At 69.5% G+C, this 15,499-nt stretch carries 15 protein-coding genes; 10 read left to right on the forward strand and 5 right to left on the reverse strand.

What is annotated here, in order from left to right:
- Position 1 precedes the first annotated feature (1 nt).
- Positions 2-940, reverse strand: coding sequence for a LysR family transcriptional regulator (locus ABAZ39_RS20550; protein ID WP_014197711.1), 939 nt, complete (start codon positions 938-940; stop codon positions 2-4).
- 313 nt (positions 941-1,253) lie between these two features.
- Between ABAZ39_RS20550 and paoA the strand changes: the two genes are divergently transcribed.
- The 6 genes from paoA (at position 1,254) to ABAZ39_RS20580 (ending at position 8,297) form a co-directional block, all read left to right on the forward strand.
- Complete coding sequence (gene paoA / locus ABAZ39_RS20555) at positions 1,254-1,937, forward strand: aldehyde dehydrogenase iron-sulfur subunit PaoA (protein WP_040134604.1); 684 nt, start codon at positions 1,254-1,256, stop codon at positions 1,935-1,937.
- Positions 1,934-2,884, forward strand: coding sequence for an FAD binding domain-containing protein (locus ABAZ39_RS20560; RefSeq protein ID WP_040134605.1), 951 nt, complete (start codon positions 1,934-1,936; stop codon positions 2,882-2,884). The genes paoA and ABAZ39_RS20560 overlap by 4 nt, the downstream gene beginning before the upstream one ends.
- Positions 2,885-2,890: 6 nt before the next feature.
- Positions 2,891-5,083 carry an aldehyde oxidoreductase molybdenum-binding subunit PaoC gene (paoC, locus tag ABAZ39_RS20565; protein WP_040134606.1) on the forward strand — a complete coding sequence of 731 codons (2,193 nt, stop codon included), beginning with the start codon at positions 2,891-2,893 and terminating at the stop codon, positions 5,081-5,083.
- 175 nt (positions 5,084-5,258) lie between these two features.
- Entirely contained in the window at positions 5,259-6,050 is a 792-nt protein-coding gene (locus ABAZ39_RS20570; RefSeq protein WP_040134607.1) for an HNH endonuclease family protein, read from the forward strand.
- Between the two features lie 145 nt (positions 6,051-6,195).
- Entirely contained in the window at positions 6,196-7,881 is a 1,686-nt protein-coding gene (locus ABAZ39_RS20575) for a GGDEF domain-containing protein (protein WP_051658298.1), read from the forward strand.
- Between the two features lie 155 nt (positions 7,882-8,036).
- Positions 8,037-8,297 carry a hypothetical protein gene (locus ABAZ39_RS20580; RefSeq protein WP_081863249.1) on the forward strand — a complete coding sequence of 87 codons (261 nt, stop codon included), beginning with the start codon at positions 8,037-8,039 and terminating at the stop codon, positions 8,295-8,297.
- A gap of 17 nt (positions 8,298-8,314) precedes the next feature.
- Here the strand turns inward: ABAZ39_RS20580 and ABAZ39_RS20585 are convergent, their stop codons facing one another.
- The 3 genes from ABAZ39_RS20585 to ABAZ39_RS20595 form a co-directional block, all read right to left on the reverse strand.
- Positions 8,315-8,530 (reverse strand): SlyX family protein, encoded by a 216-nt coding sequence (locus tag ABAZ39_RS20585; RefSeq protein WP_040134609.1) that lies wholly within the window; start codon positions 8,528-8,530, stop codon positions 8,315-8,317.
- 90 nt (positions 8,531-8,620) lie between these two features.
- The gene (locus ABAZ39_RS20590) at positions 8,621-8,872 is read right to left on the reverse strand and encodes a hypothetical protein (RefSeq protein WP_081863184.1); all 252 of its coding nucleotides are present in this window, start codon (positions 8,870-8,872) and stop codon (positions 8,621-8,623) included.
- A complete protein-coding gene (locus ABAZ39_RS20595) occupies positions 8,872-9,321 on the reverse strand; it encodes a Fur family transcriptional regulator (protein ID WP_014197677.1) in 450 nt (149 codons plus the stop codon). The genes ABAZ39_RS20590 and ABAZ39_RS20595 overlap by 1 nt, the downstream gene beginning before the upstream one ends.
- 417 nt (positions 9,322-9,738) lie before the next feature.
- Here ABAZ39_RS20595 and ABAZ39_RS20600 point away from each other — a divergent pair, with 417 nt between their 5' ends.
- The 4 genes from ABAZ39_RS20600 (at position 9,739) to ABAZ39_RS20615 (ending at position 15,062) form a co-directional block, all read left to right on the forward strand.
- Positions 9,739-10,920 carry a GNAT family N-acetyltransferase gene (locus tag ABAZ39_RS20600; protein ID WP_247881668.1) on the forward strand — a complete coding sequence of 394 codons (1,182 nt, stop codon included), beginning with the start codon at positions 9,739-9,741 and terminating at the stop codon, positions 10,918-10,920.
- Between the two features lie 63 nt (positions 10,921-10,983).
- Positions 10,984-12,186: a carboxylate--amine ligase gene (locus ABAZ39_RS20605; protein ID WP_040134611.1), complete on the forward strand. Its 1,203-nt coding sequence runs from the start codon at positions 10,984-10,986 to the stop codon at positions 12,184-12,186.
- Positions 12,187-12,199: 13 nt separating this feature from the next.
- Positions 12,200-13,021: a metallophosphoesterase family protein gene (locus tag ABAZ39_RS20610; RefSeq protein ID WP_040134612.1), complete on the forward strand. Its 822-nt coding sequence runs from the start codon at positions 12,200-12,202 to the stop codon at positions 13,019-13,021.
- 337 nt (positions 13,022-13,358) lie between these two features.
- On the forward strand, positions 13,359-15,062 hold the full coding sequence (locus tag ABAZ39_RS20615; RefSeq protein ID WP_040134613.1) for a methyl-accepting chemotaxis protein: 1,704 nt from the start codon (positions 13,359-13,361) through the stop codon (positions 15,060-15,062).
- A 241-nt stretch (positions 15,063-15,303) separates the two neighbouring features.
- On the opposite strand, the gene ABAZ39_RS34540 is transcribed toward ABAZ39_RS20615, so the two are convergent.
- Positions 15,304-15,480, reverse strand: a complete 177-nt coding sequence (locus ABAZ39_RS34540; RefSeq protein WP_040134614.1) for a YqaE/Pmp3 family membrane protein — start codon at positions 15,478-15,480, stop codon at positions 15,304-15,306.
- Positions 15,481-15,499: the final 19 nt, after the last annotated feature.

Consider the following 15,499-nt stretch of genomic DNA (forward strand, 5'->3'; position numbering starts at 1 on the left):
GCTAGGACGCCGCCGCTTCCTCGTCCAGCAGCAGGGTGCCGGGCCAGTCGCCGCCGCCGACCAGATCGCGCACCACCCGCAGAAAGGTCTCGCGCACCGCCGCCGCGGCCTCGGTCACCGGGGCGCCGCGGGGACGGCAGAGATGGACCGAGCGGCGCAGGGACGGCGACACGATCAGCCGGGCGGAGACCTGGCCCGTCCGCCATTCCTCCATCACCGCCGAGATCGGCAGGACCGAATAGCCCACCCCCTTGGCGACCAGCGCCTTGATCTGGGGGAGCCCGTTGATCTCCACCGCCACGGTGACGATCGTGCAGGTCTCGCGCGCCACCCGTTCGATGCGGTCGCGCAGATTGTGCGGGCGGCTCGGCAGGATCAGGTCCTTTCCGGCCAGCTCGTCGAAGGCGATGGCGCCGTCCTCGCCGCCCGGCGGTCCGATCAGGTAGAGATCCTCGCGCACCAGCGATTCGGCCAGCAGGGTGCGCGACCGCGTCACGTCGTAGATGCAGCCGAAATCCAGCCGGTCGTCGTTCAGCCATTCCAGGATCGTCCCGCTGAAGGACTCGACCACCCGCAGCGACACCTGCGGCAGTTCGGCGCGGACCGCCTGCACCAGGGGAACCGCCGCCACCAGCGCCACCGAGGAGGTGAAGCCGACGGTCACCAGCCCGCTCGGCGTGCCCGAGCAGTTCCGCACCTGCTCGGTCGCCTGGGCGACGTGGCGCAGGATGATCTCCGCATGCTCGTACAGCCGGGTGCCGGCGGCGGTCGGCTTGACCCCATGGACGCCGCGGGTCAGCAGCTTGACTCCGAGGCCAGCTTCCAGGTTGCGAATGTTGTGGCTCAGGGCCGGTTGGGCGACGTTCAGCTTCTGAGCCGCGGCCGTGAAGGAGCCTTCATCGACGATGCCGATGAAATACCGCAACTGACGCAGATCCAACGCTCACCTTCCTTTGCCCGGCCCTTTGCCCGCGGGAGCGACACTCCCCCGCCTGGGCCAATCATGTCGGGGCGTCGCGGGCGGATCAAGGCGGGTGAATGAGGAAGCGCCGGGCAAACCCCGTTCAACCATTTGCCGGGCCACCGCGTTCCATTGATCGGTTTCATAAGACTTATCAGAGACCGGCGGGTAATCGCCGAAGCGGCACGGCCTAGCTTTTCCCCATCCGCACAGGCGGATGAGCCGCCCGCACGCCCGCGCCCCGCCCCAAGGGCACCGGGATTACAGCCAGGAAGGGAAGAGGATTTCACCGATGCGATATTCCGGCGACCTCGACATGACGCGGCGCGGCCTCCTGCTTGGGACCGCCGCCACCGCCGCGCTGACGGCGGCGCCGTTCCGGGCGCCGGCGCGGGCGGCCACCGTTGGAGAGACCGCCATGCCACCCCCCGCGACCGGAGCCGACGCACCGTCCCTGTCGCCCGTCCTGTCCAAGGTCACCTTCACGGTGAACGGGCAGCGCCGCGACCTTGAACTCGACACGCGGACGACGCTGCTCGACGCGCTGCGCGAGCATCTGCATCTCACCGGCACCAAGAAGGGCTGCGACCACGGCCAGTGCGGCGCCTGCACGGTCATCGTGGACGGGCAGCGCATCAATTCCTGCCTGACGCTCGCCGTGATGCACGAGGGCGGCAGCGTCACCACCATCGAAGGGCTGGGCCTGCCCGGCAAGCTGCACCCCATGCAGGCCGCCTTCGTGGAGCATGACGGCTACCAGTGCGGCTACTGCACGCCGGGCCAGATCTGTTCGGCGGTGGCGATGCTGGACGAGATCAAGGCCGGGGTGCCCAGCCACGTCACCGCCGACCTCAACGCCGCGCCCCAAGCCACCGTGGATGAGTACCGCGAGCGGATGAGCGGCAACATCTGTCGTTGCGGCGCCTATTCCAACATCGTCGATGCGATCTCGGACGTCGCACGGAGGGAGGCATGAAACCCTTCACCTACGAGCGGGCGGACTCCCCCGCCGCCGCGGCGGCGGCCGTCGAGCGCCGGCCCGGCGCCAAATTCATCGCGGGCGGCACCAACCTGCTCGACCTGATGAAGCTGGAGATCGAGACGCCGGCCCATCTGATCGACGTCAACGGGCTGAAGCTCGACACCTTGGAGGCGACGCCGGACGGCGGGCTGCGCATCGGCGCGCTGGTGCGCAACACGGCGCTGGCCGCCGACCCGCGGGTGCGGCGCGACTACGGCGTGCTGTCGCGGGCCCTGCTCGCCGGGGCGTCGGGCCAGCTGCGCAACAAGGCGACGACGGCGGGCAACCTGCTCCAGCGCACGCGCTGCCCCTACTTCTACGACACCAACCAACCCTGCAACAAACGCCAGCCCGGCAGCGGCTGCGCCGCCATCGGCGGCTACAGCCGGCAGCTCGCCGTGGTCGGATCGAGCGACGCCTGCATCGCCACCCACCCCAGCGACATGGCCGTCGCCATGCGCGCGCTGGACGCCACGGTGGAAACGGTGCGGGCCGACGGGACGACGCGGAAAATCCCCATCGCAGAGTTCCACCGGCTGCCCGGCGACACGCCGCACATCGAGACGGCGCTGGTTCCCGGCGAACTCATCACCGCGGTGACGCTGCCCAAGCCGGTCGGCGGCACCCACGTCTACCGCAAGGTGCGCGACCGCGCGTCCTACGCCTTCGCGCTGGTCTCCGTCGCGGCGGTGGTGCAGCGCGACGGCAGCGGCCGGATGGCGCTGGGCGGCGTGGCGCACAAGCCGTGGCGCGTCGAGGCCGCCGAGGCCGAGATGCCGCGCGGCGCCAAGGCGGTCACCGCGGGGCTGCTGGCCGATGCGAAGCCGACGCACGACAACGCATTCAAGCTGACCCTGGTCGAGCGGACGCTCGCCTCGGTGCTGGCCGAAGCGAAAGGTTGAGACGTCATGAAGTTCGACACTCCCGCGACCACCAACCCGATCGACCAGCTCAAGGTGGTGGGCAAGCCGACCGACCGCATCGACGGGCCGCTGAAGACCACGGGAAAGGCCACCTACGCCTATGAATGGCACGACGTGGCGCCGAACGTCGCCTATGGCTGGGTCATCGGCTCGGGCATCGCCAAGGGGCGCATCGCGTCCATGGATTTGGAGGCGGCGCGGAAGGCCCCCGGCGTCGTCGCCATCGTCACGGCGGAGAACGCCGGCTCCCTCGACAAGGGCAAGCGCAACACCGCGACCCTGCTCGGCGGGCCGGAGATCGAGCATTACCAGCAGGCCGTCGCCCTGGTGGTGGCGGAGACTTTCGAGCAGGCGCGCACCGCGGCGGGGCTGGTCCGCATCGACTACAGGCCGGCGGACGGCGCCTATGATCTGGCGGCGGCCAAGGACAAGGCGGAGAAGACCAAGGACGGCGATTCCGTCGTGGGTGATTTCGCGGGCGCCTTCGCGGCGGCTCCCGTGAAACTCGACGAGACCTACACCACGCCGGACGAAAGCCACGCGATGATGGAGCCGCACGCCACCATCGCCGCCTGGGAGGGCGACCGGCTGACCGTCTGGACCTCCAACCAGATGATCGACTGGATGGTCACCGACCTGTCGGCGACGCTGAAGATGCCGAAGGACAAGGTGCGCGTCATCTCCCCCTTCATCGGCGGCGGCTTCGGCGGGAAGCTGTTCCTGCGCGCCGACGCGCTGCTGGCGGCGCTGGGCGCGCGGGAGGCCGGGCGTCCGGTCAAGGTCGGGCTGTCGCGGCCGCTGATGATGAACAACACGACGCACCGCCCCGCCACCATCCAGCGCGTCCGCATCGGCGCCACGCCGGACGGCACGATCACCGCCATCGCCCATGAGAGCTGGTCGGGCAACCTGCCCGGCGGCTCGGAGGAGACGGCGACCGACCAGACACGGCTGCTCTACGCCGGGGCGAACCGCCTGATCGGCAACCGCATCGCCACGCTCGACCTGCCCGAGGGCAACGCCATGCGCGCGCCGGGGGAGGCGTCGGGCATGATGGCGCTGGAGGTCGCGATGGACGAGATGGCGGAGAAGCTGGGCATGGACCCGGTGGAGTTCCGCATCCGCAACGACACCCAGACCGACCCCGCCGACCCCAACCGGGCCTTCTCGCAACGCCAGCTCGTTCAATGCCTGCGCTTGGGGGCGGAGCGCTTCGGCTGGGCCAAGCGCAACCCGCAGCCGGGGCAGGTGCGCGACGGGCGCTGGCTGGTCGGGCTGGGCATGGCGGCGGCCTTCCGCAACAACCTGCTGACCAAGTCGGCGGCGCGGGTGCGGCTGGACCAGCGCGGAATCGTCACGGTCGAAACCGATATGACCGACATCGGCACCGGCAGTTACACCATCATCGCCCAGACCGCGGCCGAGATGATGGGGGTCGGGCTGGACAAGGTGGCGGTGCGGCTCGGCGATTCCAGTTTCCCGGTGTCCGCCGGCTCGGGCGGCCAATGGGGCGCCAACAACGCCACCGCCGGGGTCTACGCCGCCTGCGTGAAGCTGCGCGAGGCGGTGGCACAGAAGCTGGGCGTCAACTCCGCCGACGCGCAGTTTGTGGATGGGCAGGTCGTCGCCGGCAACCGCAGGGTCCCGCTGGCCGAAGCGGCGGGCGCCAACGGCCTGTCCGCCGAGGACGGCATCGAATACGGCGACCTCGACAAGAAGTACCAGCAATCGACCTTCGGCGCCCATTACGTGGAGGCCGCGGTGGACGCCGCGACCGGCGAGATCCGCGTGCGGCGGATGCTGGCGGTCTGCGCGGCGGGCCGCATCCTGAACCCGAAGTCGGCGCGCAGTCAGGTGATCGGCGCCATGACCATGGGCGTCGGCGCCGCGCTGATGGAGGAGCTGGCGCTCGACAAGCGGGCGGGCTTCTTCGTCAACCACGACCTCGCCGGCTACGAGGTGCCGGTCCACGCCGACATCCCGCACCAGGAGGTGATCTTCCTCGACGAGGCCGACCCGATCTCCTCGCCGATGAAGGCCAAGGGGGTGGGCGAGTTGGGCCTGTGCGGGGTGGGTGCTGCGGTCGCCAACGCGGTCCACAACGCGACGGGCCTGCGGGTGCGCGAATACCCGATCACGCTCGACAAATTCCTCGACCGGCTGCCCGCCATGGGGTGAGAGGCGGCGGAGTTTGGGGCACGTCCCGGACTCCGCCGCTTCTTTTTCACAGAGTCCGTGACGCTCAACGGACCCCCGCCCTCTCCAACGCCGTTGCACCTGTTTTCCCCAAGCGCCATAGAACACGCCCGCCACCATATCCACGTATGGCGCACATCAGGCTGAGGGAGCAGGCATGGCACGACGGAGAGGCGGAGCACCGCGGGGAGGCCGGAGGGGCCGTCCCCTGACGCTGGGCGGGCTGGTCGCCGTTCTGCTGGTGCTGGCCGCGGTCTATGCCGCGGAGCGCTTCCACCTCGTCCCGCCCGGCACGCTGGATTCCATCCTCGGCGAGGAGAAGGTCCAGCGCCCCAATCCCAAGCCCATCCCCCGCCCGGTCCCGGACGCCAGCATCGACTATGCCGCCGTCGCCGCCCAGCTCGACCGCATCCAGGTGACGGAGGAACGCCGCCGCGGCTATGTGCGGGAGGAGTGGCCGCACTGGCTGACCATCGATTCCAAATGCCTGAACACGCGCGAGCAGGTGCTGATCCGCGACTCCGCGAAGCCGGCGAAGCTGTCGGCCAACGGCTGTTCGGTGCTGTCCGGCGTGTGGAACGATCCCTACACTGGGGAAACCTTCACCGAGCCGAAACAGGTGGACATCGACCACCGCGTGCCTCTGGAGGAGGCCTACGCCAGCGGCGGCTACGACTGGCCGCGCGAGAAGCGCGCCGCCTACGCCAACGACGTGAGCGACCCGCTGACCCTCGTCACCGTCTCGGCGGCGGCCAACCGCGCCAAGGGATCGAAGGGGCCGGAGGACTGGCTGCCGCCGCGCGAGGCGTACATCTGCGCCTATGTGGCGGGCTGGATCGCCGTGAAGGCACGGTGGGAGCTGACCATGGACGAGCGCGAGCGCGTCACCGTCGGCAACATCCTGTCCGACTGCCGGCGCACCGCCGTGGGGGCCCGGCCCGCCCGCTGACCCGCCTCCCCGACAATTTCATGCGCCGGTATGCCTCATCCGCCGCCAATGTCACTTTTGAAACCTAGCCGAAGTTGATAGAACCTTCGTAAGCGGTCTTCCTGACGGAACGGCGGCGGGGTGTTTCGGGGAGTGGCCGGGCGTCATGGCAAGGGAACGCGGTCTGCGGACGACGGTGGCTCTGACCGGCGCCGTTCTTGTCCTTGGCGTCTCCGTCGTGCTGGCGGCACTGACCGGCCTGCGCTCCCGCGAACGGATCGAGAGCGAGATCGGGCACTCGCTCGCCGAGGCCGCGCACAACATGGCCGACCGGCTGGACCGCTCAATGTGGTCGCGCGCCAGCGAGATCGGCATGCTGGCCAAGCTCGGCATCACCCCCGCCATCGACGATCCGGTCCGGCTGCGCTGGCTGCTGGAGCAGTTCCAGGAATTCTTCCCGACCGTCTCCTGGATGGGCGTGACCGACACCAAGGGCAAGGTTCTGGCCGCGACCGGCGGCTTGCTGGACGGCGTGGACATTTCCAAGCGCCCGGTCTTCCAGAACGGGCAGAAAACGCAGTTCGTCGGTGACGTGCACGACGCGGTGATGCTGGCCTTCCTGCTGCCGAACCCGACGGGCGAGGCCATGAAGTTCGTGGACATCTCCACCCCCGTGCACAACGAGCGGGGCGAGGTCGTCGGCGTTCTGGCCACGCATCTGAGCTGGGAATGGACGCGCGAGATCCGCCGTTCCCTGTTGGACACCATGCGGGGCCGCGCGGAGCTGGAGCTGATCGTGGTCGCGGCCGACCGCACGGTGCTGCTCGGCCCCCGTGAACTGCTCGGCACTCCCCTCGACATCGAGGCGGTGCGCAGCGCGCAGAAGAACGAGAGCGGCTGGATCGTGGAACGCTGGCCGGACGGGGAGCGCTACCTCACCGGCTACGCCTACGGCAACGGCTACCTGAATTATCCGGGCCTGGGCTGGAGCGTGGTGGCCCGCCAGCCTCTGGCCGTCGCCTACGCCCCGGCCACCGCCCAGATGGTCGAGACGGTGCTGGCCGGCGGCGCCATGGTCCTGCTGTTCAGCGCGCTCGGCTGGATGGCCGCCGGGCGGGTCACCCGGCCGCTGCGCCGCATCGCCCAGGCGGCGGAGCGCATCCGCAGTGGCGAACGCGGGGCGGAAATGCCGGTGCTGGCCGGCAGCGCCGAGATCACCTCGCTGTCGGCGACGCTGCGCGATCTGGTGGACGGGCTGACCCACCGCGACGCCGCGCTGGTGCGGCTGGAGGACATCGCCTATCAGGACCGGCTCACCGGCCTGCCGAACCGCCGCTATTTCGAGCAGTATGTGGAGGCCACGACCGCCGGCAACGGCTCCGCCGCCTTCCTCTACATCGATCTGGACGGCTTCAAACCGGTGAACGACCGGCTGGGCCACGACGCCGGCGACCTCGTGCTGCGTCAGGTGGGGGAGCGGCTGGCCGCCTGCTTCCGCGGCGACGACGTGGTGGCGCGGCTGGGCGGCGACGAGTTCGCGGCGGTGCTGCCGCAGCGCGCCGGTGTCGAGCCGCCGGACCTGGACGGGCTGGCCCGCCGCATCATCGAGGCGGTGAACGAACCCGTCAGCGTCCAGGGCGAGGCGGTGCGGGTCGGCTGCTCTCTCGGCATCGCGCTGTGGCCCGAGGATTCGCCCGATGTGACGGAAACCCTGCGCCGCGCCGATCAGGCGCTCTATCAGGCCAAGCGCGCCGGGCGCAACCGCGGCATCCGCTGGACGGCCGACCTGCCGCCCGCCCCGGCCGAAAGCCAGGGCATAGCCGCGGAGGCGACAAAGAGCGCGGCGTCCTAGGCCCCGCGGCCAAGCCTCCGCCAAGCGGGGAACCGCGTCCGGCAGGCGTCCGGCCAGCGGTGGGTAAAGCGGTTGCACGCTGGAGCCTTGGACCTTTTCTGCCGTTTCATGTCCATCGGAGCACGATTCGGACGGCCATGGCGGGAGATTGGAAGATGAGCCTCGACACCAAGGGACAGCGTGCCCGCATGCTGCGTCTGCTCGCCGTCGTCGAGCATTACGAGCGCAACAGCGCGGCGGGCGCGCAATTGATGCGGGGCACGCGTTATGAGCTGGCCGTGCAGGCCACCGACGTGAACGGCGACCGCTGCCTGTTCCCCGCCTGCGGCTGCACCCAGGCCGACTGCTCGCGCCAACCGCCCGCCGGCCCGCAGCTCAGCTGGTGCGGTCCGCGCGGCGGCTGGAAGATGCGGTGACGGTCCGCGAGGGATGATCAGTAATGGGGCGGGGGCGGCTCGTCCTGCGGCGCGCGGGGCACGCCGGACTCCAGCTCCGCGATCCGGTCGCGCAGGCGGCGCATCTGCGCCGTCATGAGATCGATGGTCCGCCCCTGCTCGAACAGGACGGCGGACATTTCCTCGGCCATGCGCTCGTGATGGGCGAGGCGGGATTCCAGCTCGGTCAGGCGGCGTTCGGCGTCGGCGTCCATGGATGGCCCTGCGGTGTCGCGGAAGGGACAGAGCTTTAGAACCGCTCCGCCGGACAAGGCAAGATCAATGCGCCACCGATGCAGCCGGCATCAATGCAGCCGACTGGGGGCGATCACCCAGCGCTCGACGATCTGAAGCGCCTGCGGCACGTCCAGTTCCGGATGATGCCAGCGCAGCACCACCGTGGCGGCCTCCAGCGCGTGGCGGTCGGGGCGCCCGCAATCGACCAGCTCGCGGTAGGCGCGCTCGACCACCGGGCGGCAGCCGCACACCGCCGCTTCGCAGGCGGCGAAACGCTCCGCCGGATCGTGCTCCGGCCCGGTTCTCCGCTCCGCCGCCATCAGGCCGTCTCCGGGCCTTTGCGCTGGATGCGGCGCCCGAAAATCTCCAGCCGCTGCCCGATCATGTCGAAGCCGAGATGGCGGGCGATGCGGGTGACGGCGGCCTCCAGCTCCGGGTCCTGGAACTCCACCACCTCGCCGGTCTCGATGTCGATCAGGTGATGGTGGTGGTCGCCGCGAGCCTCCTCGTAGCGGGCGCGTCCATCGCCGAAATCGTGGCGCTGGATGATCCCGATCTCCTCGAACAGCCGCATCGAGCGGTAGACGGTCGCCAGGCTGATCCCGGCATCGATCGCCGCCGCACGGCGATAGACCTCCTCCACATCGGGATGATCGGCGGCTTCCGACAGGACTCGGGCGATGATCCGGCGCTGGCCGGTCATCTTCAACCCCCGCTCGGCGCAGGCGCGTTCCAGCCGCGACGGCAAGGCTTCTTCGGGCGTGGTCACGGGGCCGGTCCTTTCCGATGCCTAACCCATGGACTCAAGAGATGGAGAGGAAAGGCCAAAAGAACAACGGCCATCCGCAAGACCTGGACGAATGGCCGGGACGCATGGCCGGCCATAGGACCATCGCATCGGGCGGAAGGGCTTTCAGGGGGCAGATGGACACCTCCATCTCGCAGTCGCATCACCGCCCGATACCCCGGATGACCCGGACGGGTTCCCCCACCGGAACGCCGCAACCCACCTTCCGCCACCGCGTTTTTTGTCACAGTCGTCCGTACATGATGCAGATGCGGAAGCACAGGATAGAGCGGATGAGATCAAAGTTTTCGAGACGTCGATCCAATCCCATTTTTTTCACGTAGACATTCGAAGCCGGCCCTTCATCAACATCCCCCAGGGAAGACCGAGCCCATGGACATGAGGACTCTTGTTGAGGACGACGGCGACACCATCGACATCACGTTGCAGCCTGTAGAAAATCCCAGCAAACTTGAAGAGCTTTGGACCGATCTGGAGCGGCGCGCCGACGGGTCCTTCTTCCTCAGCTGGCAGTGGATCGGCAACTGGCTGGCCTCCCTGCCCAGCGGCACACGCCCCCACGCACTGGTGGCGCGGCGCGGCGGACAGGTCGTCGGGCTGGCGCTCCTCTGCCCGCGCACACAGTGGCGCTTCGGTCTGCTGCGCACGCGCTGCTGGCTGCTGCACGAGACGGGGGAGCGGACCTTCGACCGGCTGTTCGTGGAGTACAACGGCATCCTCGCCGACCGGAGCTGCGCGGACGCGGTGCTGGCCGCCTGCTTCGACTGGCTGGGGCAGCGCCTGACCAATTGGGACGAGCTGGTGCTGGGCGGGCTGGAGCCGCAGGCGGAAGCGGCGGTGCGGCTCGCCGCGGCGCAGCAGGGCCACGCGCTGCAGGTCCGGGTGGCCGACAGCTGCCAGTGGGTCGACCTGGAAGGCGTGCGCCGGCAGGGCGCGGGCTACCTCGCCAGCCTCGGCAAGAACACCCGCGCCGCGGTGCGCCGGGCCATGCGGCTCTACACGGAGCGCGGCCCGCTGACCTACCGCGTCGCCACGACGGCGGAGGAAGCGCTGGAGGATTTCCACGCCATGGAGATCCTGCATCAGGCGAGCTGGAACGCCCGCGGCCAGTCCGGCGCCTTCTCCAACCCGGCCTTCCGCCCCTTTCACGAGCGGCTGATCGCCGGCGGCGTGCCGGCGGGGACGGTGCGGCTGTGCCGGGTCAGCGCCGGGGACACGGTCATTGGCTACCTCTACAACTTCGTCCATCGCGGGCGGGTGATGAATTACCAGGGCGGCTTCGCCTACGAGGCCGACAACCGGCTGAAGCCCGGTCTGGTCGCCCATGTCCTGGCCATCGAGGACACGCTGGCCCGCGGCGAGGACTGCTACGACTTCATGTCCACCCCGGCGGGACACAAGCCGCTGCTGTCCAACACCGAGCAGCCGATGAACTGGATCGCGCTCGGCCCCGACCGGCTGAGCCGCCAGATCGACACCCGCCTGCGCCGCGTCAAGGCGGGTTTGGCCGACCGGATGAGACGGCTGATCCGCAGTCCGCTTCCCCTGATGAACCGCTGACTCCATTAAGACCAACGCCGCAAACCGCAGGGCCGCCGACGGGGCGGTTGGAGGATGCCGAAAATGAGAAACACCCCCGCCGCCAGCTCCGTCGCCAACCCCGCCTTGGCCTGCGTGATGGGCGACATGGACATGGTGCGCCCGCTGGGGCTGGCCGGGCTGCGCTGCGCCGTGGTCACCCATCCCGGCGCCCCCGCGCTGCACTCCCGTTTCACCAAGGACGCCATCCTGTGGGACGACCCGGCGCGCAACCCGGACGGGCTGGTCGAGGTGATGATGGCCTTCGCCAAGGGGCAGCCGGAAAAGCCGGTCCTCTATTATCAGGACGACACCCAGCTCCTGCTCGTCTCGCGCAACCGCGACCGGCTGGCCGAGGGGTTCCGCTTCGCCATCGCCGACGCCGAGCTGGTCGAGGATCTGGTGGATAAGGGCCGCTTCCAGGCGCTGGCCGAGCGGCTGAACCTGCCCGTCCCGGCGACCCGCCGCCTTTATCCGACCCGTGAGGCTGCACCCGACGTGGTGGACCTGCGCTTCCCCCTGATCGTCAAGCCGCTGACCCGCCGCCGGGTGTGGGACGAGGCGGACGGCTTCGCCAAGGCCATCCAGGTCGATTCCGCCGAGGAGCTGCGCGCCCTGTGGCCGCGGCTGACGGCGGTCGGGCTGGACCTGCTGGTCCAGGAGATGATCCCCGGCCCGGAGACCCGGATCGAGAGCTACCACGTCTATGTGGACGAGGGCGGCGGCGTGGCCGGAGAGTTCACGGGCGCCAAGATCCGCACCTACCCGCTCGCCTACGGCCACAGCACCGCCCTGACCATCACCGACGCGCCGGACGTGGCGGCGCTCGGCCGCTCGCTGACCGAACGGCTGGGGCTGCGCGGCGTCGCCAAGTTCGACTTCAAGCGCGCCCCGGACGGCGCGCTGCACCTGCTGGAGGTCAACCCGCGATTCAACCTGTGGCACCATCTGGGGGCGGTGGCCGGGGTCAACCTGCCGGCGCTGGTCCACGCCGACCGGCTCGGCCTGCCGCGCCCGGCGGTGGGCAAGGCGCGGGCCGGAGCGCGCTGGTGCCATATCACCAAGGACCGGCTGGCCGCCAAGGACAGCGGCCTGTCGATGGCCGCGTGGCTGCCTTGGGTGCTGGGCTGCGAAGCCAAGGCCATCGCGCTCGACGATCCCATGCCCTTCCTGCACAACCAGCTCGCCCGCTTCCTGCCGTCGCGCGCGCACCACGACGCGCCCGGCGGCGCGATGAAAGCCCAATGAGGGTGGCGCGGCGATGAGGATCGGCATCCTGTCGGACATCCACGCCAACCGTGAGGCACTGGAGGCCACACTGGCCGACATGAGCGGCGCGGGGGTGGAGCGCATCGTCTGCCTGGGCGACGTGGTGGGCTACAACACCGACCCGTCGCCCTGCATCAGGCTGCTGCGCGAGGCCGGGGCGGTCTGCGTCGCCGGCAACCACGACCGCGCGGTGACCCGCCAGATCCCCACCGACGGTTTCAGCGTCCGCGCCATCCGGGCCATCGCCTGGACGCGCAAGCGCCTGCCGCCGGAGGACGTCGCGTGGCTGTCCGCCCTGCCGCTGAAGACCAATATCGGCGACCAGCTCGTCGCCGTTCACGGGGCGCTTCATGTGGACCGGGGCTGCGAGCTGGTCCGGCTGAACAGCGAGGACCGGATGCGGCGGACCGCGCAGGCCCTGCTCGCCCACCCCTCCGGCGCCCGCGTCTGCGCTTACGGGCACACGCACCGGCTCGGCATCCACGAATACCGCAACGGCGAACTGTGGGAGCACGATCCCGACAGCGAGGTCGCCCTGCGCGGCGGCTCCTGTTACCTGCTCAACCCCGGCACGGTGGGGGAGCCGCGGAGCGAGGAGCGGCGGGCGACCTGGATGCTGTTCGACACCGGCCGACGGACGGTGAGCGTGCGGCGGGTCGCCTACGACGACCGCGCGGCTTTCGAGAAGACGCGCCGGGCGGGGATCGAACCGCGGCGCCTGCTGTCCATTCCGGCGCCGTTGCGCGCCGCCCTTCAGGGAGGGCTGCGGCGGATGGGGATTTACGAGATGGTGCGGCGGGTCATCAACTCGTGACCCGTCCCCTCATTGAACCGTCGCCAGCATCAGCAGCGACGCGCCGAGCGGCAACAGGGCAAGCAGCAGCTTGAGCATGGGTCCGGCCATCGGAGTCTCGTAAGGGGGGTCTGTGAACGCGCGCGACTGTAGCCGGACGGCGGGCGAATTTCTGTGACAAATCCCACAACCCAGCCATCCCTTCCCGCGTCCTGAAAAATTTTCCTTTTGATCCAATCTCTCGGAAAATCCGTATCAACTCTTTGGTGCTATCGTCGGTTCCGCCGCAGGGTGGGCTTTCGGCAACCGGCGGCATCCAACGAGTCTTCGACGACACGGACCGGCGGGAGTGTGGACAATGAACTGGTTCCGAAACGCCAAGGTCGGCCTTCGGCTGATGCTGAGCTTTTCCAGCATCCTGGTGCTGATGGTCGCCCTGGCGGCCATCGCCATCTACAAGGTCAACAGCATCAACGACAGCCTTTCCACGATCAACGACGTCAACAACGTCAAGCAACGCTACGCCATCAACTTCCGCGGCAGCGTGCATGACCGGGCGATCAGCCTGCGCGACGTCACGCTCCTGTCCGACGCCGCGGCGCTGAAGGCCGAACTCGCCACCATCGACCGGCTGGCCGCCGACTACGCGCGCTCGGCCGAGCAGATGGACCGCATGTTCGCCGTCGGCACCCACATCACCCCCAGGGAACGGGAAATCCTCGCCTCCATCAAGGAGACGGAAGCCAAGACCCTGCCGCTGGCCCGTGGCGTCATCGAGGCGCGCCAAGCCGGCGACGCCGACCGCGCCGTCAAGATCCTGGTCGAGCAGGCCCGCCCCGGCTTCACCGAATGGCTGGCCCGCATCAACGCCTTCATCGACCTCCAGGAGGCCGAGAGCCAGGCGGTGGCCAAGCACGCCCGGACGGTGTCCGAGAGCTTCCAGGTGCTGATGATCTCGCTGTGCGCGGTGACCGTCCTGCTCGGCGCCGGACTCGCCTGGTGGTCGATCCTGACGGTGCGGCCGCTGCGCCGCCTGACCGACACCACGCTGAAGCTGGCCGAGGGCGACCTGACCATCGCGGTGCCGCAGGCGACCAGCCGCGACGAGGTGGGCGAGATCATCCGCGCCGTGCAGGTCTTCAAGGACAACATGGTCCGTGCCCGCCGCATGGAATCGGAGAAGGAGGAGACGGAACGCCGCGCCGAGGCCGAGAAGCGCGAGGCGATGAACGGGCTGGCCGACCAGTTCGAGCGCAGCGTCGGCTCCATCGTCGAGCTGGTCTCCCACGCCGCCGCCGAGTTGGAGGGCGCCGCCCAGACGCTGAACGCCACCATGGAGCGGGCCAACGATCAGGCCGGCACCGTCGCCGCCGCGGCGACCCAGGCGACCGCCAACGTGGAATCGGTGGCCACGGCCTGCGGTGAACTCGCCGGGTCGGTCAGCAGCATCGGCCAGCAGGTCCGTCAGTCCGCCGACATCGCCAACCGCGCCGTCCGCAACGCCGAGGACACCCAGGCGACCGCGGAAGGTCTGGTCAGCACGTCGCAGAAGATCGGGGAGGTGGTGCAGCTCATCAACTCGATCGCCCAGCAGACCAACCTGCTGGCGCTGAACGCGACCATCGAGGCGGCGCGCGCCGGCGAGGCCGGCAAGGGCTTCGCGGTGGTGGCGAGCGAGGTGAAGAATCTCGCCAACCAGACCGCCAAGGCGACAGAGGACATCACCGCCCAGATCGCCGGGGTCCAGGACGTGACCCTGCGCACCGTGCAGTCGATCCGGGAAATCGCCCAGGTCATCGGGGAAAGCAGCCAGATCGCCGACGACATCGCCCAGGCGGTCGAACAGCAGGGCATCGCCACGCAGGAGATCGCCCGCAACGTCCAGCAGGCCTCGGCGGGCACCGCGGAGGTGTCGGGCGCCATCGTGCAGGTCAGCGGCGCCGCCTCGCAGGGCGGGACCGCGGCGGGCCGCGTGTTGGGCAGCGCGCAGGAGCTGAGCCGTTCCGCCGCGCGTCTGCGGACGGAGGTCAGCGGCTTCCTCGCGAAGGTCCGCGCGGCGTAAGGAGGTGAATATTCCCTCTCCCGCCCTGGGAGAGGGTGCCCGCGGCAGCGGGCTCTCGCGCTGGCTCGAAGCCAGCGCTGACGCGGCAGGCGGACCTTCGGTCCGCCGAGAGCGGGTGAGGGTCGTACGAGGATCAAACCCTGATCCTTGCCTGTCCCCTCACCCTTCCCGCGCGTTGCGCGGGTCCCATCCCTCTCCCGGGGCGGGAGAGGGAGCAGGATGCGATGGTCTTGTCAGGACCTCACGCCGGGGAGCGGTCCTTGTACTTCACGATGACGTACAGCGCGTGAATCATGCCCGGAATGTAGCCGAGCAGGGTCAGCAGCACGTTGATCCAGAACTGGGCGCCAAACCCCACCTGGAGGAAGACGCCGACGGGCGGCAGCAGAAGCGCCAGGATGATGCGTATGATGTCCATGCCGCGATAACGCTCCCGC

This window comes from Azospirillum argentinense (genome assembly GCF_000632475.1).
Lineage (GTDB): Bacteria > Pseudomonadota > Alphaproteobacteria > Azospirillales > Azospirillaceae > Azospirillum > Azospirillum baldaniorum.